The 19,093-nt window shown below is 72.6% G+C and carries 21 protein-coding genes; 11 read left to right on the top strand and 10 right to left on the bottom strand.

Features of this window, described 5'->3' with window-relative positions:
• Nucleotide 1: 1 nt before the first annotated feature.
• Entirely contained in the window at nucleotides 2–220 is a 219-nt protein-coding gene (locus WMR31_RS21050) for a hypothetical protein (RefSeq protein ID WP_340540878.1), read from the bottom strand.
• Nucleotides 221–264: 44 nt separating this feature from the next.
• On the opposite strand from WMR31_RS21050, the gene WMR31_RS21045 reads away from it, so the two are divergent.
• A complete protein-coding gene (locus tag WMR31_RS21045) occupies nucleotides 265–624 on the top strand; it encodes a DUF4229 domain-containing protein (protein ID WP_340540876.1) in 360 nt (119 codons plus the stop codon).
• Between the two features lie 124 nt (nucleotides 625–748).
• On the opposite strand, the gene WMR31_RS21040 is transcribed toward WMR31_RS21045, so the two are convergent.
• Both WMR31_RS21040 and WMR31_RS21035 read right to left on the bottom strand, forming a co-directional pair.
• Nucleotides 749–886: a hypothetical protein gene (locus WMR31_RS21040; RefSeq protein ID WP_340540875.1), complete on the bottom strand. Its 138-nt coding sequence runs from the start codon at nucleotides 884–886 to the stop codon at nucleotides 749–751.
• Nucleotides 887–902: 16 nt separating this feature from the next.
• A complete protein-coding gene (locus WMR31_RS21035) occupies nucleotides 903–1,778 on the bottom strand; it encodes a 1,4-dihydroxy-2-naphthoate polyprenyltransferase (protein ID WP_340540873.1) in 876 nt (291 codons plus the stop codon).
• 41 nt (nucleotides 1,779–1,819) lie between these two features.
• Here WMR31_RS21035 and WMR31_RS21030 point away from each other — a divergent pair, with 41 nt between their 5' ends.
• The 5 genes from WMR31_RS21030 to WMR31_RS21010 are packed head-to-tail and all read left to right on the top strand — an operon-like array spanning nucleotide 1,820 to nucleotide 8,401.
• Nucleotides 1,820–2,824 (top strand): AMP-binding enzyme, encoded by a 1,005-nt coding sequence (locus tag WMR31_RS21030; RefSeq protein WP_340540871.1) that lies wholly within the window; start codon nucleotides 1,820–1,822, stop codon nucleotides 2,822–2,824.
• Nucleotides 2,821–3,756 carry an o-succinylbenzoate synthase gene (locus tag WMR31_RS21025; RefSeq protein WP_340540870.1) on the top strand — a complete coding sequence of 312 codons (936 nt, stop codon included), beginning with the start codon at nucleotides 2,821–2,823 and terminating at the stop codon, nucleotides 3,754–3,756. The genes WMR31_RS21030 and WMR31_RS21025 overlap by 4 nt, the downstream gene beginning before the upstream one ends.
• Nucleotides 3,753–5,327, top strand: a complete 1,575-nt coding sequence (gene menD / locus WMR31_RS21020; RefSeq protein WP_340540869.1) for a 2-succinyl-5-enolpyruvyl-6-hydroxy-3-cyclohexene-1-carboxylic-acid synthase — start codon at nucleotides 3,753–3,755, stop codon at nucleotides 5,325–5,327. Before WMR31_RS21025 ends, menD begins: the two co-directional genes overlap by 4 nt.
• A gap of 46 nt (nucleotides 5,328–5,373) precedes the next feature.
• Nucleotides 5,374–6,447 (top strand): hypothetical protein, encoded by a 1,074-nt coding sequence (locus WMR31_RS21015; RefSeq protein ID WP_340540868.1) that lies wholly within the window; start codon nucleotides 5,374–5,376, stop codon nucleotides 6,445–6,447.
• A 58-nt stretch (nucleotides 6,448–6,505) separates the two neighbouring features.
• Nucleotides 6,506–8,401, top strand: coding sequence for a cation:proton antiporter domain-containing protein (locus WMR31_RS21010; protein WP_340540867.1), 1,896 nt, complete (start codon nucleotides 6,506–6,508; stop codon nucleotides 8,399–8,401).
• Between the two features lies 1 nt (nucleotide 8,402).
• Here the strand turns inward: WMR31_RS21010 and WMR31_RS21005 are convergent, their stop codons facing one another.
• Together WMR31_RS21005 and WMR31_RS21000 are read right to left on the bottom strand one after the other, a co-directional pair.
• Nucleotides 8,403–9,251, bottom strand: a complete 849-nt coding sequence (locus tag WMR31_RS21005; protein WP_340540865.1) for an SDR family oxidoreductase — start codon at nucleotides 9,249–9,251, stop codon at nucleotides 8,403–8,405.
• Nucleotides 9,248–9,733 (bottom strand): GNAT family N-acetyltransferase, encoded by a 486-nt coding sequence (locus tag WMR31_RS21000; RefSeq protein WP_340540863.1) that lies wholly within the window; start codon nucleotides 9,731–9,733, stop codon nucleotides 9,248–9,250. The genes WMR31_RS21005 and WMR31_RS21000 overlap by 4 nt, the downstream gene beginning before the upstream one ends.
• 29 nt (nucleotides 9,734–9,762) lie before the next feature.
• On the opposite strand from WMR31_RS21000, the gene WMR31_RS20995 reads away from it, so the two are divergent.
• The gene (locus WMR31_RS20995) at nucleotides 9,763–10,356 is read left to right on the top strand and encodes a YdeI/OmpD-associated family protein (protein ID WP_340540862.1); all 594 of its coding nucleotides are present in this window, start codon (nucleotides 9,763–9,765) and stop codon (nucleotides 10,354–10,356) included.
• A gap of 20 nt (nucleotides 10,357–10,376) precedes the next feature.
• Here the strand turns inward: WMR31_RS20995 and WMR31_RS20990 are convergent, their stop codons facing one another.
• On the bottom strand, nucleotides 10,377–11,786 hold the full coding sequence (locus WMR31_RS20990; protein ID WP_340540860.1) for an MFS transporter: 1,410 nt from the start codon (nucleotides 11,784–11,786) through the stop codon (nucleotides 10,377–10,379).
• A gap of 94 nt (nucleotides 11,787–11,880) precedes the next feature.
• On the opposite strand from WMR31_RS20990, the gene WMR31_RS20985 reads away from it, so the two are divergent.
• The gene (locus WMR31_RS20985; protein WP_340540859.1) at nucleotides 11,881–12,519 is read left to right on the top strand and encodes an MBL fold metallo-hydrolase; all 639 of its coding nucleotides are present in this window, start codon (nucleotides 11,881–11,883) and stop codon (nucleotides 12,517–12,519) included.
• A 251-nt stretch (nucleotides 12,520–12,770) separates the two neighbouring features.
• On the opposite strand, the gene WMR31_RS20980 is transcribed toward WMR31_RS20985, so the two are convergent.
• On the bottom strand, nucleotides 12,771–14,054 hold the full coding sequence (locus WMR31_RS20980) for an isochorismate synthase (protein ID WP_340540858.1): 1,284 nt from the start codon (nucleotides 14,052–14,054) through the stop codon (nucleotides 12,771–12,773).
• Between the two features lie 3 nt (nucleotides 14,055–14,057).
• Here WMR31_RS20980 and WMR31_RS20975 point away from each other — a divergent pair, with 3 nt between their 5' ends.
• Complete coding sequence (locus tag WMR31_RS20975) at nucleotides 14,058–14,771, top strand: hypothetical protein (protein WP_340540857.1); 714 nt, start codon at nucleotides 14,058–14,060, stop codon at nucleotides 14,769–14,771.
• 17 nt (nucleotides 14,772–14,788) lie between these two features.
• Here the strand turns inward: WMR31_RS20975 and WMR31_RS20970 are convergent, their stop codons facing one another.
• The gene (locus tag WMR31_RS20970; protein ID WP_340540856.1) at nucleotides 14,789–15,805 is read right to left on the bottom strand and encodes a L,D-transpeptidase family protein; all 1,017 of its coding nucleotides are present in this window, start codon (nucleotides 15,803–15,805) and stop codon (nucleotides 14,789–14,791) included.
• Nucleotides 15,806–15,926: 121 nt separating this feature from the next.
• Here WMR31_RS20970 and WMR31_RS20965 point away from each other — a divergent pair, with 121 nt between their 5' ends.
• The gene (locus tag WMR31_RS20965) at nucleotides 15,927–16,616 is read left to right on the top strand and encodes a demethylmenaquinone methyltransferase (protein ID WP_340540855.1); all 690 of its coding nucleotides are present in this window, start codon (nucleotides 15,927–15,929) and stop codon (nucleotides 16,614–16,616) included.
• Nucleotides 16,617–16,786: 170 nt separating this feature from the next.
• A complete protein-coding gene (locus WMR31_RS20960) occupies nucleotides 16,787–17,272 on the top strand; it encodes a hypothetical protein (protein WP_340540854.1) in 486 nt (161 codons plus the stop codon).
• Between the two features lie 422 nt (nucleotides 17,273–17,694).
• Here the strand turns inward: WMR31_RS20960 and WMR31_RS20955 are convergent, their stop codons facing one another.
• Nucleotides 17,695–18,453 carry an AIM24 family protein gene (locus tag WMR31_RS20955; protein ID WP_340540853.1) on the bottom strand — a complete coding sequence of 253 codons (759 nt, stop codon included), beginning with the start codon at nucleotides 18,451–18,453 and terminating at the stop codon, nucleotides 17,695–17,697.
• Nucleotides 18,453–19,091, bottom strand: coding sequence for an AIM24 family protein (locus tag WMR31_RS20950; protein ID WP_340540851.1), 639 nt, complete (start codon nucleotides 19,089–19,091; stop codon nucleotides 18,453–18,455). Before WMR31_RS20950 ends, WMR31_RS20955 begins: the two co-directional genes overlap by 1 nt.
• Nucleotides 19,092–19,093 lie beyond the last annotated feature (2 nt).

The following is a 19,093-nucleotide window of genomic DNA, read 5'->3' as shown; positions in this document are numbered from 1 at the left end:
TTCAGGAGTCGGGGTCCTCGGGGTGGCGACGCTTGCGGTCGAGCTCGCGGAGGAACTCCTCGTCGTCGTCGGGGGCGATGATCGTGGGTCGCGCCGGACGGTGGGGACGACGCGGGCGATGGCCGCCTGCGCCCGCGCCCGGGCCGCGCTCCTGGAACACGCGGACCAGCAGATAGACGGCCACCGCGAAGAGCACGACGAGGAACAGGAACCGGAGCACGACTCCAATGTAGAACGTTCCTGGTCACCGCATACCCTGGAACCGTGAAGGACTTCCTCGTCTACACCCTGCTGCGCCTCGGACTCTTCCTGCTGACCTGGGCGGCGGTGACCGGTGCCTGGCTGCTCGTGGCGGGCGAGGCGGCGCTCGGACTGACCTTCCTGATCGCCTTCCTCCTCAGCGGGATCGGCTCCTACTTCGTCCTCAGCGGCCCCCGCGACCGCCTCGCCCGGCACGTCGAGACCCGGGCCGACCGCGCGATCGAGCGGGCGCGCACCAAGGAGGACGAGGAGGACGACGCAGCCGAGGCCGCGCAGCGTGACGCGGACGCCGAGTCGTCGCGCCCGAGTCTGAGCAAGCTGGACGGGCGAACGGGCTCCGCCGGCGCCGACGAGACCGCGTAGGCGTCCTGGGGGATCTTGGTTGGTGGGTTGCCGGGGTTTCGTCGGCGCTCGCTGGCGCTCGCTTGCTCAACCTCCGGCGGAGGGCTGACGCTCGCTTGCTCAACCTCCGGCGGGCCGCGATGCGCTAGTTGCGCCTGCGCCGCTCGAGCTGGCGCTGGATGCGGCTCTCGGGCTGGCCGAGGATCTTGGCGAGCAGCGGCACCCGGAACCGGTAGGCGGCCACCGCCGCGACGACGACGATGAGCAGGATCCAGAACCACATGTGCTCAGCCTAGGCGCTAGCCGCGCACGAACAGCGGGACGGCGACCAGAACCGCCCAGGCCAGCTCCGCCATCCCGCTCGACTGGAGCACCGGGATCAGCGAGGGGCCGGTGGCGCCGCCGCGGACGATCAGCACCGCACGCCCGGCGATCGCCAGGAAGCCGAGGCCGAGCAGGGCCCACCACGTCGTCAGGGCGGCTACGCCGACCACCGCAAGCGCCGCGGCGACCACGAGCGCGATGTAGAGGCCGCGAGTGGCGCGGTCGCCGAGCCGGACGGCGAGGGTCCGCTTGCCGGCCTCGGTGTCGGTGGGGATGTCGCGCAGGTTGTTGGCCACCAGGATCGCGCAGGCCAGCGCACCCACCCCGCACGCGGCCACCAGAGCCGCCCACGACCACTGCTCGGTCTGCACGTAGGTGGTGCCGACCACCGCGACCAGTCCGAAGAAGACGAAGACCATCACCTCGCCGAGGCCGAGGTAGCCGTACGGCGTCGAGCCGCCGGTGTAGTACCAGGCGGCCACCACGCACACGAGCCCGACGGCGACCAGCCACCAGGCCGTCGTCGCCGCGAGCACCAGCCCGGCCACTCCGGCCACGCCGAAGGCCAGGAACGCGGCCCGCTTGACCGCTCCCGGCGTGGCCGCGCCCGAGCCGACCAGCCGCATCGGACCCACCCGCACGTCGTCGGTGCCGCGGATGCCGTCGGAGTAGTCGTTGGCATAGTTGACCGCGACCTGGAGTGCCAGGCTCACCACGAGCGCGAGCAGCGCCTTCCACCACACCGCGCCGTCCTCGAAGGCCGCCACACCGGTGCCGGCGAGGACCGGCGCGACCGCCGCCGGGAGGGTGCGCGGACGCGCCCCTGCCACCCACTGCGCCGCCGTCGCCACCCACGGATTCAAGCAGGGGCGCGAGTCGATAGATTCGCCGGGTGGACGTCTCCTGGCTGCGCGGCTGGCTCGACGCCGAGCAGCCGGAGCCGCTGATCGTCGAGACGTCCGGCTCCTCGGGCCGCCCCAAGCGCGTGGTGCTCTCCCGCCGAGCCGTACTGGCCTCGGTCGCGGCCAGCGCCGCACGGCTGGGCGCCACCGGGCCCTGGGCATTGCGTCTGCCGATCGGCTACGTCGCCGGCATCCAGGTCGTCTGCCGCTCGCTGGCCGCCGGCCACGAGCCGGTGACCGACGGCTGGCCCGACGGCGAGGGCTGGTTCACCAGCCTGGTGCCCACCCAGCTGCACCGGATGCTCGACGACGTCGACGGCACCGACCGCGCGGCGCTCGCCCGGGCCCACACGGTGCTGCTCGGCGGCGGCCCGATCGACCCCGCCCTGCGCGAGCGGGCCGCTGCGGCGGGCATCCACCTCGTCGCGACCTACGGCGCCGCCGAGACCGCGGGCGGCTGCGTGTACGACGGCCGGCCGCTCGACGGCGTCGAGGTGGCCCTCGAGGGCGACGCCGACGGCGGCCGGATCCTGCTGGCCGGCCCCACGCTCTTCGAGCGCTACGACGGCGACCCCGAGCTCACCGCCGAGACCCTCGTCGACGGCTGGTACCGCACCGCCGATGCCGGGCGGCTCGACGCCGACGGCCGGCTGCACGTGCTCGGCCGACTCGACGACGTAGTGGTCAGCGGCGGCGTGAACGTGCCGGGCCCGGCGGTGGCGGCCCGGCTGCGTGCGCATCCGGCGATCGGCGAGGCCGAGGTGCTCGGCGTCCCCGACGAGGAATGGGGTCAGCGGCTCGTTGCGTTCGTGGTGCCCCGCGCCGACCGGGCCGCCGACTCGGGCGGCGAGGTGAGCGAGGACGAGCTGCGCGACTGGGTGGGCGCCGCACATCCCCGCGCGTGGGCGCCCCGCCAGGTCGTCGTCCTCGACGCGATCCCGCTGCTGCCCAACGGCAAGCCCGACCGGCTCCGCCTCCGGGAGGCGGTCCGATGAGCCTGAGAGTCGTCTCCATCCCGATGCGCACCCGGTTCCGCGGCCTCACGGTCCGCGAGGCCGCCCTGGTCGAGGGCCCGGCCGGCTGGGGGGAGTGGAGCCCCTTCCTCGAGTACGACGCCCCGACCGCGCGACCGTGGCTGGCCTGTGCCCGCGAGGCCGCCGCGGGCGACTGGCCGGCCCCGTTGCGTGCCGAGATCCCGGTCAATGTCACGGTGCCCGCGGTCGGCCCCGAGCGGGCCGCCGAGATCGTCCGCGCCGGCGGCTGCCGCACCGCCAAGGTGAAGGTGGCCGAGCCCGGCCAGAGCCTCGACCAGGACGCCGACCGGGTCGCCGCCGTCCGTGAGGCGCTCGGCCCCGACGCCGCGATCCGGGTCGACGCGAACGGCGCCTGGTCGGTCGAGGACGCCGTCGCTGCGATCGCGCGCCTCGACCGCGCGGCCGGCGGGCTGGAGTACGTCGAGCAGCCGGTCGAGAGCGTCGAGGACCTGGCCCGGGTGCGCCGCAGGGTCGCGGTGAAGGTCGCCGCCGACGAGTCGATCCGCCGCGCGGCCGATCCCTACCGGGTGCGCGACCTGGAGGCCGCCGACGTCGCGGTGCTCAAGGTGCAGCCCCTCGGCGGGGTGCGCGCCTGCCTGCGGATCGCCGAGGACATCGGCCTGCCGGTCGTGGTCTCCTCCGCGCTGGAGACCTCGGTGGGCATCGCCGCCGGGCTCGCCCTGGCCGCCGCGCTGCCCGAGCTGCCACACGCGTGCGGGCTGGCCACCGTGCAGCTGCTCGCCGACGACGTCGTCACCAGCCCGCTGCTGCCCGTCGACGGCGTGCTGCCGGTCCGCAGACCCCAGGTCGACCCGGACGCGCTCGACCGGCTCGCCGCCCCCGCCGAGCGGGTGGCGCACTGGGCGGACCGCCTCGAGGAGGTCGAACGATGACCGCGACCGAGCTGGCCCGCGACGTCGTCCGGCAGCTGATCGAGGCCGGCGTCACCGAGGTGGTGCTCGCCCCGGGCAGCCGCAACGCGCCGCTCGCCTTCGCCTGCTTCGACGCCGCGGAGGCGGGTCTGGTGCGACTGCACACCCGCATCGACGAGCGCACCGCCGGCTTCCTCGCGCTCGGTCTCACTCGCAGTCACTCGCGCGCGGCCGTGCTCTGCACCTCGGGCACCGCCGCCGCCAACCTGCATCCGGCGGTGCTGGAGGCCGCCCATGCCGGAGTGCCGGTCGTCGTCGTCACCGCCGACCGTCCGGCCCGGATGCGCGGCACCGACGCCAACCAGACCACCGACCAGGTCGGCATCTTCGAGCCGCTGGTCCCCACGATCGACCTGGCCGAGCCCACCTCCCTCGACCTCGCTGGAACCCAGCCGACCCACCTCAACGTGCAGCTCGACGACCCGCTGCTGCCGGACGATGCTCCATGGAGCCCGGACGCCGAGCGCCCGTCCCGCGGCCGCGCCGGGTCGCCCCGCGCGATCGACCTCCCGCTCGGGCCGCGCACCGTCGTCGTGGCGGGTGACGACGCCGGTCCACCGGCGCGCCGGCTCGCCGAGACGGCCGGGTGGCCGCTGTTCGCCGAGCCGTCGTCGGGGTCGCGCACGGGCACCCACGCGCTGCGCTGCTATCGCCTCCTGCTCGGCGATCCCGAGGGTCTGGGCCGGCAGATCGAGCGGGCCGTGGTCTACGGATCGCCGACCCTCTCCCGGCCGGTGCAGCGGCTCCTGGGCCGGGCCGACGTCGAGGTCCTGAGCGTCCCCGGCCGCGGGGTCTGGGCCGAGCGCCCGTACTCGGTCGATGACACGGCGTCCGCCTACACCGTCTCCGGCGCCGACGAGGCCGGCTGGCTCGATGCGTGGCAGGACGCCGACCGCGAGGTCTCCCGCCGACTCGATGCCCTGCTCGCGGCTCGACCCGAGCTCACGCCGTACGAGGTGGCCGGAGCGGTGCACCGTGCGGTCGGACCCGGCATGCAGTTGGTGGTCGGGGCGTCCAGCCCGATCCGCGACCTCGACCTGATGGCTCGCCCGACCGGCGTGGGGGAGCGGCGCAAGACGATCGCGAACCGTGGCCTGGCCGGGATCGACGGCACCATCTCCACCGCGATCGGCGCCGCACTGGGTCGCCCCGAGGCGCCCACGATCGCGCTGCTCGGCGACGTCACCTTCCTGCACGACTCCGGCGCCCTGGTCCTCGGGCCGCACGAGCCGCGCCCCGACCTGTCCATCGTGGTGGTCAACGACGACGGCGGCGCGATCTTCGCCACCCTCGAGCAGGGTGCGCCCGAGTACGCCGACCGTTTCGAGACCCTCTTCGGTACCCCGCACGGCGTCGACCTCGGCGCGCTGTGCGCCGCGACCCGCACCCCGCACCTGCGGGTGGACAGCCTCCCCGAGCTCGAGCAGGCGCTCGCCTCACCCAACGGCGGGATCGAGGTGGTCGAGGTGCGCGTGCGTCGCGACGACCGCCGCGAGCTCGACCTGGCCATCCGCGAGCTCGCCGCTCGCTGAGCGGCCTGGAGGCGCGCCGGACGCGAGTCGTGCCTACCATTCGCCCATGGAGATTCACGACCGCCTCTACGAGCTCGGCCGCCAGGTCGGCCGGGAGGTCTTCGACGACTCGGGCCGGCTCGGTCCGACGCTCGACGAGGCCGCTCGTCAGGGCGAGGTCTCCCACGCCGATGCCGACCTCCTCCTCAAGGTCGTCCGCACCGGTGCCTACCGCTCGATGCTCGACTCGATCGCCGCCGGCACCGATCCCGCCGACGCCGCCCGCGCGGCCGGCGACCGGTTCGGCACCGGCGACCCGGGCGCGGTGGCCCGCGCCCAATGGGCCCTCGCCGTGCTCGGCTACGCCATGGGACAGCTCAGCGAGTCCGACGTCGCGCGCTTCCGAAGCCGCGCTCAGGCGGCCACGCCGCCAGCCCGGCCGCCGTCCCAGCAGCCCTACCAGGCCGCCGGGGCTCCGGGGACTCAGCCGAGCTGGTCCCCAGGTCAACCTGCCGGACACTCGGGCTCGACGGGCTCATCGGGCCCGCACGGCAGCAGCGGCGCTCGGTCGCGCACCGGCCTGTTCGTGGGGATCGGTGCCGCGGCGGTGGCGGTGGTGCTGGCGGTCGTCCTGGCGATCGTGCTCACCAACAACGGCGGTGACGACGAGCCGAAGGCGGACCCCACCACCACCAGCCAGCCGCCGACCACCGATCCGACGACCGAGGAGACCACCGAGACCACCACCGCCCCGCCGACCGACCGGATCAGCGACGAGGCCGCGAACGGCTACACCGACGCCCTCAACCAGTTCTCGGTGTCGTTCGGGAAGGCGAGCGACAAGCAGTCGCGCGCCTCGACCAACGACAACTTCCCGCAGGCACTGGAGGCCTCGGCCGAGATGCGCAAGTCGGTCTACGACTTCGACCTCGCGGTGCGCGACCTCGACCTCGACCCGATCTATCCGGAGGTCAACCACTTCCTCACCGTCAGCGCGGAGATGATCGACGGGCTGGACGAGAGCTACCAGACCGCGAAGTCGGCCTTCGACCTCAACGTCGACTTCATCGCCCTGCCGACCACCGAGTACACCGACGCGTTCACCGCGATCGCGACCGCGATCGCCAACAACCGACAGTGACTCTCACAGCCTGACGCGAAACTCGCGCAGGATCCCGCGCGGCGGCCACAATGTGCCGGTGGAGATCGCCGTACTGCTCGTCTCGCTCGCCGTCAGCGTCCTGGTCGTCACGGCGTTCGCCGAGAAGATCGAGATCTCGCCGCCACTGGTGCTGATCGTCGTCGGCGTGGCCGTCTCCTACATCCCGGGCGTCCTGGAGATCGACCTCAGCGCCGACGTCGTGCTCTACGGCCTGTTGCCGCCGCTGCTCTACGCGGCGGCCATCCAGACCTCGCTGGTCGACTTCCGGGCGAACCTGCGCCCGATCCTGTTCCTCTCCGTCGGCCTGGTCGTGTTCACCGCGGCGGGTGTCGCCGTCCTGGTCCACGCGCTGCTTCCCGGCCTCAGCTGGGGCCTCTCGTTCGCGATCGGCGCCGTCGTCGCGCCGCCCGACGCCGTCGCCGCGACGGCGGTCGGGCGCCGGATCGGCCTGCCGCGAGGCATCACCACCGTCCTGGAGGGCGAGTCGCTCCTCAACGACGCCACCGCGCTCGTCTCGCTGCGGACCGCGCTCGCCGCAGCCGGCCTGGCGATGCACGGCGGCGGCCACGTCGACACCCCGACCGCCCAGGGCGTCGCGCTCGACTTCCTCATCGCCGCCGGCGGTGGGGTCGCGATCGGCCTGGCGATCTTCGCCGTCGTGGCGTTCATGCGCAGCCGGGTCACCGACACGCTGATCGACACCGCCCTCTCGCTCATCGTTCCCTACGGCGCCTACGTGGCGGCCGAGTCGATCCATGCCTCCGGCGTCATCGCGGTCGTGATCGCCGGCCTGCTGCTCGGGCACAAGGCCCCGATCACCCAGACCGCCCAGTCGCGCCTTGCCGACCGCACCAACTGGCGCACGATCTCCTTCGTGCTCGAGCACGCGGTCTTCCTGCTCATCGGCCTCCAGGCCGCGGGACTCTTCCGCGACGTGCACGACAGCGACCTGTCCAATGGCAGGATCGCCCTGGTCTGCGGGCTGAGCCTGGTCGCGGTGATCCTGCTCCGGCTGGTCTGGATCTTCGCCGCCCGCCTCGTCCTCCTCGAGCGGCCCAGTCGCCGGGAGAGCCGGCCGCCCGCGGCGTACGCCTTGCTGCTGGGGTGGGCCGGCATGCGCGGGGTGGTCACCCTGGCCGCCGCGTATGTCATCCCGCACCAGGCGCCGCATCGCGACGTCCTGCTGCTGATCGCCTTCACGGTCGTGGTCGGCACCCTGCTCATCCAGGGCCTCACCCTCCCGATGCTCGCGCGACGACTGCGGGTCGAGTCCCCGGACCCGATGGACGACGCCCTGGCCCGCGCCACCCTGCTCCAGCAGGCATCCAAGGCCGGGTTCGCAGAGCTCAAGAGGCTGAAGAGCGAACAGGGCGACTCCGACGACCTCCACGGCGTCGTCGCGTTGATCCGGCAGCGCACCGAGCAGCGCAACTTCGCCGCCTGGGAGCGGCTCGGCACGACCCCCGACGAGGAGACGCCCAGCGAGGTCTACAGCAGGCTGCGGCTCGCCATGATCGAGGCCGAACGCAGGCGGGTCCTGCAGATCAGGTCGGAGGGCACCACGCCGTCGGTGGTGGTGGCCGAGGTCCTGGCCATGCTCGACGTCGAGGAGTCGATGCTCGACAGCGCCACCCAGGAGCGGGCCGAGCTGCGCACCAACGTCGTGCGGCGCCCCGGCGAGGAGTGCGCCGAGCTGATCGCGAGTCCAGCGGTGGAGACCCACACCGACGGCACCTGTCACGAGTGCGTGAAGGCCGGGCACCGGTGGGTCGCGCTGCGCCAGTGTCTCGAGTGCGGCTACGTCGGCTGCTGCGACTCCTCACCCGACCGCCATGCCACGGCCCACTTCCACGAGACCGGCCACCCGGTGATGGAGTCGGCCGAGGACGGCGAGGAGTGGCGGTGGTGCTACGTGCACCACGTCACCGCCTGAGCTACGAGGCGAGGTCGCCTTCGAGCGCCTGCTCCAGTGTGCGCGCCGGATGCCCGGTGAGCCGCTCGACGTCGTGGGTCACCTCGGCGACCGAGCCGTCGGCGATCGCGACGTAGGTGCTCACCCACGCATCCAGCTGCCACTGCGCGGCGTCCGGATAGGCCGCTCGACGCGACGCATAGGCCTCCTCGACCGTCTCCGGCTCGTAGCGCAGCTGCCGGCCCAGGACGGCGCTCGCCCGGGTCGCCACCTCCTCCAGGGTCAGCGACTGCGGACCGGTGAGGGTGTAGGTGGCGCCGGCGTGGGCGGCCGGATCGCGCAACACCGCCACGGCGGCGTCGGCGACGTCGCGCCGGGCGACGGCCGCCACCCGGCCGTGTCCGGCGGGGCCTCGGATCACGCCCTCGGCGTCCGCGAACAGCGGCAGGACGTCGAGGTAGAAGTCGTCGCGCAGGAAGGTGAAGGCCATGCCGCTCTCCCGGATCGCCTGCTCGGCGTCGCCGTGGTCGCGGCCCAGGGTGAAGGTGGCCTCCGCGCCCGCGCCGGCGAAGGAGGTGTAGACGATCTGGCGCACGCCCACCCGAGCGGCGGCCTCGATGATGGTGCGATGCTCGGTCCGGCGCTCGGCAGACTCCGAGGCGGAGACGAGGAAGAGCACCTCGACGCCCTCGAGTGCGGCCGTGCAGGCGGTCGCGTCGCCGTAGGGCGCCACGTACACGTCGGCGTCGATCTTCGGGGCGCGTGCCGGGTCCCGGACCAGGAGCCGCGGGTGGAGGTCGGCGAGCGCATGGGCCACCAGGCCGCCGAGGGCGCCGGTGGATCCGGTGAGGGCGAGGGTGCCGGCAGTCATGGGTCCGATCGTCTCACCATCCGCAGGTGGAGGCCCTCGGGATGGTCCTCACGACCGCCATCGAGCACGAAGCCGTGGCGCCGGTAGAAGGCGATCGCCCGGTCGTTGCCGTCGAGGACCCACAGGTAGCACGCGCGGTCGCCTACGGCGGCCTGCAGCAGCGCGGCGCCGACGCCCTGGCCCCAGTACGCCGAGCGCGCATAGATCCCATAGAGCTCGAACTCGACCGGCGGCGTCTCGGCGCGGGCCGGGCCCGCCGTCGCGAAGCCGATCGCCACGCCGTCCTGCTCGGCCAGCCAGGTCGGCCGAGCCGAGTCGCCGAGCCGGTCGCGGCGCCGCTCGACGTAGGCCACGCGGTCGGAGAAGGCCCGCTCGATCGCCTCGGCGGGCATCAGGCCGGCATAGGCCTCGCGCCAGCACGCCCGGTGTAGCTCGTAGAAGGCATCGGCGTCCTCCGGGACCGCGATCCTCAACACCACCACGTCGACGACCGTAGTGGCACCATGCGGTGATGCCCGAGCAACCTGATGAGGGCGCCGCTCACGACGGTCGCCCCTACGTACATCCTGAGACTCTCGCTCAATGGCGCGCCTGGCTGGCCGAGCACCACGATCGCGACGGCGGGGCGTGGGTCTACTCGTGGCGCTCGGATGCCGGGAAGTCGGTCGGCTACGACGAACTGGTCCTCGAGGCGCTCGCCTGGGGCTGGATCGACAGCACCGCCGGCACCGTCGACGAGCGTCGCCGGCGCCTCTGGTTCTCGCCACGTCGCCGCGGCAGCGGGTGGTCGCGCCCCAACAAGGTGCGCATCGAGCAGCTGTTGGCCGAGGACCGGATGCAGCCGGCCGGCCAGGCGGTGCTCGACCGCGCCCACGCCGACGGCAGCTGGACGCTCCTCGACGACGTCGAGGACCTCGTCGTGCCGGCCGACCTCGCCGCGGCGCTGGCCGACCGGCCCGGCGCCCGCGAGCACTGGGACTCCTTCCCGCCGTCGGCCCGCAAGCTGATGCTCACCCAGATCGTCACCGCCAAGCGCGCGGAGACGCGGGCCGCGCGGATCGCCAAGTTCGCCGACGCGGCCGCCCGGGGCGAGCGCGGCGGCTGAGCCGACGCGCTGCCCTGCCCCTACGACTCGGCTCGCAGCGCCCGAGCCGAGCAGAGCAGCCCCAGGAGGGCGAGCAGCGCGATGGCGGAGAAGATGCTGCGCGCGGCATCGGCCACCGACGGGCTGGTGACGCTGACGAGGACCCCGCCGATCGCCACCACCATCGACTGGCTGATGAGGCCGACCATCGGCACCCCGGCGGCAGCCTTCGCGGCCTGCTGCTCGTCGTCGCTGCTGCTCATCGCGGCCACCGACATGTGCGGGAAGGCGAGCCCGATCCCGCTGCCGGCGATGACCAGCGCGATCGCCCAGCCCAGCACGAGCCAGCCGTTGGACGGCTCGGTCTGGAGTGCCGCCGCGACCAGGAGGCCGCCGGCCAGGACCGCCGGCCCGACGATCCGCAACCGTCGTTGCGCCCGGCGGGTGCCGGCGCGGACGCTGCCGAGCCCGGCCAACGACCAGCCGCCCGAGATCGTCGCGCCGAGGAATCCTGCGACCAGTGGCCCGAGTCCGATGAGCCGTTGCCCGAACAGCGGCGTGAACGCCTCGGTGGCGACGGCAGCGGTCGTGAGCCCGATCGACAGGTAGACCCATCTCAACGCGGAGCCGCCGTCGTAGGTCGGCTTGGGAAGCACGGTCGTGGGAGCACGGCGTTCCCAGGCGACGAACCCGAGCAGCAGGATCGCCGCGCAGCCGAGCGCGGCGGCGACCGGCACGACGCCGGACACGATGCTCCCGATGCTGATCGCGGCCGCGGCGGCCGAGAGAAGCGCCAGCGACGGGTAGGGGACCGACTCGACGTGGTCGACCTCGCCGGTGGCCGGCAGGACCCGGGGCGCGAGTGCGCCGAGGACCACGCCGAGCAGCGCCACCGACCCGAAGGCAAGGCGCCAGCTGCCGAACTGGGCGAACGCCCCGCCGAGCGCGGGGCCGACCAGCGTCCCGATCGCGAACATCGCGGAGACGACGGCGGTGCCCTGTGCCCACAGCCGAGCAGGCAGTGCGGTGCGGATCGTCGCGAAGGCCAACCCCGACAGCACACCGCCGCCGAGTCCCTGGATCACCCGCCCGACGAGCAGCACTCCCATCGCCGGCGTCACGGCCGCGAGCAGGCTGCCGGCCACGAACGTGCCGAACGCGATCACATAGGCCCGCCGGGCGCCGTAGCGCCCGAGCGCCTGGCTCACCAGCATCGCGGAGACGACGCTCGCGATCATGTATGCGGTGGTCACCCAGGCGTAGTACGACCGTCCACCGATGTCCGCGACCGCGCTGGGGAGCAGGCTGGTCGTGAGGTAGATGTTGATCGCGGTGAGGAGGATGCCGCCGGCGAGCACGACAGTGGCTCCCGCGTAGGGCCGCATGTCGGTCCAGCTGGAGGTCTCGGCAGCGCGGCTCGTGGTGGTCGTGGACGGCTGATCGGTACCCATCTCCTCGACGGTAGAACCTCAACTTCACTTTAAGTCAAGGGCTCGCGTCGGTCCGTCCCGCCGACCGGTTCGCGATCCGGCTAACGTAGGGCGCATGAGGCTCACCAAGTTCGGCCATGCGTGCGTCCGCATCGAGCACGACGGCGTCGTCATCGTCATCGACCCGGGCTCCTTCACCGAGCGCGAGGCAGTCGACGGGGCCGACGTCGTCCTCATCACCCACCAGCACGCCGACCACTACGACCCCGACCACCTGCGCGCCACCAAGGCGCGGATCCACACCATCGAGGCCGTCGCCGACACCATCCGAGACGAGGCGCCCGACCTCGCCGACCGTGTCACCACGGTGACTCCCGGCGAGACGATCGACATCGGGGTGCCGGTGCGCGTCGTGGGCGAGCGGCACGCCGTCATCCACCCCGACCTCCCGCGCTTCGACAACTCCGGCTACCTCCTCAAGCTCGGCGACCAGACCGTCTACCACCCCGGCGACTCCCTCGCCGAGCCCGGCGAGCACGTCGACGTCCTGCTCGCGCCGGTGTCGGCGCCGTGGCTGAAGGTGAGCGAGGCCATCTACTTCGTCCGCGAGGTCGCCGCCCAGCGCACCGTGGCGATCCACGACAAGGTCTACAGCGAGATCGGCCTCACGATGGTCGAGACGCACATGAACAACCTCGCCATCACCGGCACCCGCACCTTCATCCGCCTCGCCGAGGGCGACGACCTGGACTGACCCGCGTGGCCGTTCCGCCCGGACGTTGAGCAAGCGAGCGCCAGCGAGCGCCGACGAAACGCCCGGTCCGCGCAGAGCCGGTTCCCCGGAGGTTGAGCAAGCGAGCGCCAGCGAGCGCCGACGAAACCCCCGGCTACCGTGCCTGCCAGCGTTCCCGAGGTCGGTTGCGAGGATTCGTCGGCACTCGATCGTCAGGCGAGTCTCGTTCCTCACTCGTCGGCTTGCTCACCTCCGATGCCCGGACGTCGAGGTCAGCCCAGGGCGTCGCGGACCGGCACCAGCTTGGCCTGCGACTCCACCAGCTCCGAGGCGGGGTCGGAGTCGGCGACGATGCCGCAGCCGGCGAACAGTCGCACCGAGGCGCCGGTGAGCTCGGCCGAGCGCAGGGCGATGCCCCACTCACCGTCTCCGGCGGCGTCCATCCAGCCGACCGGCGCGGCATAGCGACCTCGGTCCATGCCCTCGATCTCGCCGATCAGCTCCACGGCGACCCTCGTCGGGGTGCCCCCGACGGCGGCCGATGGATGCAGGGCGGCAGCGAGCGCGAGGGAGGAGACCTGGTCGGCGTCGTGGACGACGCCGGCGACGTCGGTGGCCAGGTGCATCACGTTCGGCAGGTGCAGCACGAACGGTGCCTCGGGCACGTTCATCGACGAGCAGTGCGGGCCGAGGGCGTCGGCGACCGAGCGGACGGCGTACTCGTGCTCCTCGAGGTCCTTCGAGGAGCGCGCGAGGGTGGCGGCCAGCGCCAGGTCGCGCTCGTCGTCGCCGGTGCGCCGGATGGTGCCGGCCAGCACACGGGAGGTGACCAGGCCCCGCTCGCGGCGGACGAGGAGCTCGGGGGTGGCGCCGAACATGCCCTCGACGTGGAAGGTCCAGCAGGTCGGATAGGACTCCGCGAGCCGCCGCAGCGGCCACCGGACGTCGATCGGCTCGTCGGCCGTGGCGACCAGGTCGCGGGCGAGCACGACCTTTTCGAGCGCTCCGGCGTTGATCCGAGCCACCGCGTCGGCTACGACCCCCATCCACTCCTCGCCGGTGCGCGCGCCGTCTGCGAAGCGGAGGTTGACCGGGGCCGGCGGGGCCGGCTGGGCCTCCAGCGGCACATCCTGGCGGCGTAGCTCGCCGACCGACGCGGTGGTGAGCCAGGCGCGCCCCTCGCGCAGTCCCACGACCACCTCCGGGACCACGAGCACGGAGCTGGCGGCATCGCTTTGATCGTCGGTGAATCCCAGCGAGCCGAAGCAGACCAGGCCGCTGCCAGGGAGCACGACGTCGTCGCGCACGACCGCGCGGCCCGCGATGTCGGACCACCAGGCATCGGCGTCGGTGAAGCGCCCCGGCCCGCTGGTGCGAACCGATGCCGCGACACCCCAGCCGACCAGACCCTCCCCGCGGCGCAGCCAGGCGACCGGCTCGGACTCCGGGAGCAGGTCGACCAGGGAGAGCGCGTCGGGGAGCTCGATCGCGGTGGTGCGGACCACCAAGGGCGACGCCCGGAGCGCGGCGTCGTCGGCCGGAGCACCATCAGTCACCCCGTGAGCGTACTCATCGGCGTCGGGGTGCCGGTCGGAGGCTTCCCCGCGGAGGGCATGATCGGGGGCGTGCCTGCATCGACGCGTTCCCAGATCCTCGCCGCCGTCCTCGGGCTGGTGCTGCTCGCCGCCATGGTCGGCTTCGCAGTCGGCCTCCCGAAGAGCGAGGGTGACGAGGCACCCGATCTCGACTCGTCCGACTCGTCGTCGGCCGACGTCTCGTTGCCGGACTCGCTCCCCGGCGGCCTGATCGCTCTCGACAGCGGTGACCTGCCGCCGGAGCTCCAGGCGCAGATCGCGGACCCCACGATCCTCGCCGAGCAGCAGAAGTCGGCGGTCGACAGCCTCTCCGAGCTCTACGACGCACCCGCCTCGTTCCGGGTCTACTCGGCCGAGGACGGCCTCTCGGTCGCCCAGGTGACCGGTGTGGGTCGCGCGGCCGGCGTCATGCTGGCCGACTTCCCACCGATCGACCCCGGGCTGCTCGGCGTCGCCCGCAACAACGTCGAGCTCGTCGACGTCGGCGACGCGGTCTGCGCCCTCACCTGGAGCGGGCAGGTGCCGCAGGGCCAGCCGATCGACCCTGCCGAGGTGCCGCAGGCGGTGCGCTGCCAGCAGGGCGACGACGCCCGCACCTTCGAGATCCAGGCGCAGGGCATGAGCGCCGAGACGGCCGCGGACGTGGTCGACTCTCTCGTCACGTCCGCGGCCGACTGATCAGCTCGGCTGGCTTCTCAGGACCAGTAGACGATCACCTTGTCGCCGATGTTCACCTGGTCGAAGAGCCACGTGACGGCGGCGAGGTCGCGGACGTTCACGCAGCCGTGCGAGGCGCCGTTGTAGCCGGTAGCGGCGAAGTCGGGCGAGTAGTGGACGGCCTGGCCGCCGGAGAAGAACATCGCGAACGGCATCGAGGTGTTGTAGAGCGACGAGACGTGGTCGCGGCTCTTCTGGAAGACCTGGAAGGCGCCCTCACGGGTCGGCAGCTCCTCGGAGCCGAAGCGCACGTCGACGGTCTTGAGCACCTGGCCGTCGACGACCCAGCGCAGAGTGCGGCTGGACTTGTCGATGCACAGCGCGCGCCCGGTCTTGCAGCGCTCGTCGAGGGCGCCGGGGGTGTTGGAGCCGGAGGTCTCGGGGGGCTTGTTGGTCAGCTCGTCCTGGGTGGGCTCGTGGGTCATGGCCAGCAGGCGGTCCAGGGTGCGCTGGTCGACCTCGCCGGTCACCGGGATGCCGCGCTTGGCCTGGAAGCCCTCGACGGCGGTGCGGGTCACGTCGCCGTAGACGCCGGTGACGTCCTGGTTGAACCAGTCGATCTGGCGCAGGCGGGCCTGGAGCTCGCGCACCTCGTCGTTGTTGTCGCCGGGGGAGAGCAGGGCCGGTCCGGGCTGGAGCGCCGGGGGCGCCTCGGGCTCGTCGGGCGTCGCGGGCGCGTCGGGGGTCGCGGGGGCGTCCGGCGTGGACGGCGACGTCGGGTCGCTCGGGCTCGGCGGGGTGCTCGGCGTCCCGGGCTTGCCGGGCTTGCCGGGCTGGGTGGTCCCGGGCGCGCTCGGCGAGGTGTCGCCGGGCGTGGTCGGCGCGTCCTCGCGGCCGGTGCCGGGACGGTTGTCGCTGGCTGAGCTGTGGTCGCGGGCGGCCGATTCGGCGTCGTCACCCGAGGTGAGCGGCGACCAGCCCAGGCCGTAGGCGACGAGGGCCGCAAGGGCGCACAGCAGTGCGACGGTGAGGGTGAGGCGGCGGACGACGGTCATGGCTGGAACTCGGCTCTCTGTGACTGGAGTGACGGATGGGATTATCTGATGTGGTGCTGTCTGAGAGACGCAGGACGTGCCCGTTTGGTTGCCGGTGTCGGGGAATCTCTACCCTTGACGTGTGACCCGCGCCGACCTCGACAAGCAGCCGACCGACGTCCGACGCATGTTCGATGCGGTGGCGCGGCGCTACGACGTCACCAACGACGTCCTCTCCCTCTGGCAGGACCGGCGCTGGCGCCGTGAGGTGCTCGCCGCGGTGGACCCGAAGCCGGGCGAGCGGGTGCTCGACCTGGCCGCCGGGACCGGCACCTCGAGCCAGCCGTTCGCCGAGCGGGGGGCCACAGTCGTGCCCTGTGACTTCAGCCTCGGCATGCTCCGCGTGGGGAAGGAGTCGCTGCCGCACCTGCCGTTCACCGCCGGCGACGGCACCCGCCTCCCGTTCGCCGACGACTCCTTCGACGCCGTCACGATCTCGTTCGGCCTGCGCAACATCGTCGACCCCGTGGCGGGCCTGCGCGAGATGCGCCGCGTCACCCGCCCCGGCGGGCGCCTGGTCGTCTCGGAGTTCAGCCACCCGACCTGGGCGCCGTTCCGCACGGTCTACGTCGAATACCTCATGCGCGCGCTGCCACCGGTCGCCCGCGCGGTGTCCTCCTCGCCGGACGCCTACGTCTATCTCGCCGAGTCGATTCGCGCCTGGCCGAACCAGCCCGGCCTGGCCGCCCTCATCGCAGAGGCCGGCTGGAGTGCGCCGCAGTGGCGCAACCTCACCGGAGGCATCGTCGCGCTGCACCGGGCCCACGCGTAGCCGAGCGGGACCGGATTCGCGCCGTGTCCACTACGTGGGCATCGGTTTGCAACCTTTCCCCCGGTCGCCGCATCTAGGGGGTGACTTTGTCCTCTCTCTCATTGGAGATCTCGTGACCAGACGCCTCGCCCCCCCTCGCCCTCGCCTCCGTGGCCGGCTTCGTGCTCCCGATGACACTCGCCTCCGGGGCCTCCGCCGCCGTGTGGCACCACGACGACGAGACCGGCGCCCGGCCGAGTGCCGGCGACATCGACCAGGTCCGGATCTCCGCCGGCGAGAAGGTCGTCACCATGCGCGTCGAGTTCAACGGTCGGGTTCCGTACCAGACCGACGTGTTCTTCGACGTCGACCGCTCGCGCAAGGGGCCCGAGTTCGTCGCCTCCTACAACGACGACGGCGGCGGCACGGACCAGCTCTTCATCGACCGCGCCCACGGCTTCTCCTCGCCGCTGGACGGCGCGCGCTGCAAGCCGCGCAGCGTGCGCCTGAGCGACGGCGGCGAGACCCTGACCGCCCGGTTCCGGGTGGGCTGCCTGACCTTCCGCGGCGAGAAGCCGGACCGCTTGCGCGTCAACGTGACCACCAACGACGACTTCGTCACCCTCGACAGCGCGCCCGCGCGCAAGCGCTTCGGCCGCTGGTTCGCCGTGGGGTGACCCGAGAGACCCAACGCGCGACGGCGTGGAGGGTGACCCACCGGGCGGATCCCGCCCGGTAGGTCACCCTCCGTGCGCGCCGTTGCGAGCCATGGGTCCGTCGGCCCGGCGCCGACCGGGCGGCCCAAACCTGAACTTGTCGGCCGGGATATCGGCCGCCAAGTTCATATTTCCCCGGTCGGCCGGGGAAATCCCGCCCCGGCGGGTCGCCCAGAGGCCCCGGCTGACTGCAGCCGGCGGGGACTACGGCCCGACGTCGACGAGGCGGTTCCTGCGCTTCGGAGGATCGGCCCCGAGCCGACTGGGCGGCCCAAATCTGAACTTGTCGGCCGGGATATCGGCCGCCAAGTTCATATTTCCCCGGTCGACCGGGGAAATCCCGCCCCGCCTCCCACCCCACAGCGAGGACGGCGGGCGGCGGGCTACTGCTGGTTGGCGCGGGCGACCAGTCGATGTCCGAGGGCGCCGGCGGACTGGGCGTCGAGGAGGTTGGTCTGCGACTCCACCAGGCGCATCAGGGCGCCGTCGGCGCGCAGCTGCTCGGAGGACTGCATCAGGATCGTGCCGGCACCGGTGAAGTCGTACTGGCGCTCCTCGCCCGACTCGCGGCCGAACATGCCCTGGATCCCGGCCATGAACGACTGCGCCATCCAGTTGTGGTCGTAGTGCACCGAGGGGGAGGGGCAGTCGGCCCAGCCGAGCAGGGCGTCGGGGTCGGCGCGGAAGGGCGGCTCGACGAAGATCACCGGGCCCGACGAGGAGGCCAGGAACTTGCCGGTGCCGATGAGGACGAGGAAGCCGGGGATGATCGACTGCTTGAGCTCCAGGCCGGTCTCGAAGGCGAGCAGGTTCGAGGCCTTGATCGTCAGGTTGCCCTGGTCGAGGTCGTAGGAGTTGATGTCGTAGCCCCGGTCGCCGATCACGAGCTTGCCCTGACCCGCGGCGACGATCCAGTCCTCGGTGTAGAGCGGGGAGGAGAAGCGCGCGGCCACCCAGGCTGCTCGGGAGGCGAACGCGGCCACGCCGGAGAAGTCGATGTTGCCGTAGTAGGCGATCATCGCGCCCTTGGAGGTGAACCACTCGCCGTTGAGGTCGATGCAGAACGAGTAGGCGTTGACGTTGTCGTTGGACGGCAGCGTGTTCGCGTCGTGGACGGTCGTACCGCCGGACAGCTGGATCATCAGAACTTCTCCTCCGAGGCCTGGATGTAGACACGTCCTTGGCCGGTGCAGTGCAGTTGGGTCGCCTCGCCGGAGCCGCGGCCGACGACGTCGCGCAGGCCGGCGCTGACCTTGAAGTCGATCTGGAGCGGGCCGACGTGGCCGACGTAGGCCTGCGGGTCGACGCCGACCAGCTCGCCGTTGACGGGGATCTCGAAGGTGCCTCCGTGGGAGAGCAGCGCCACCGAGCCGATGCCGCTCACCTTCGTGGTGAACAGGCCCTGCCCCGACATCGCGCCGCGCACGGCCTGGCGGATGCCGCCCTGGCCGATCATCTCCACCGACGTCGAGAGGTTGGCGTGGTGGGCCAGCAGCCGGTCCGCCTCGACGGTGAGGGTCTCGTTCTGGAGCTCGATGAGCGTCACGTAGTGGCCGCGGAAGCCGTAGAGCGCGTTGCCCTGGCCCTCGGCGACCATCATCGCCACGCTCTCGCCGCTCATCGCCCGCCCGACCATGCCGCCGACACCGCTGGCGCCGCTGATCGGCCGGAAGGTGACGCCGCCGGAGTAGCCGAGCATCGAGCCGCGGCGGGCGATCACCTCCGCGCCAGGAGCGATGTCGGTCCGGATGACCTTCTTGTTCACCTGCTCGAACGCCATGC

Source organism: Nocardioides epinepheli, assembly GCF_037936805.1.
Lineage (GTDB): Bacteria > Actinomycetota > Actinomycetes > Propionibacteriales > Nocardioidaceae > Nocardioides.
Note: the sequence above shows the minus strand (reverse complement) of the source record. Positions and strands in the feature narration are given on the sequence as shown.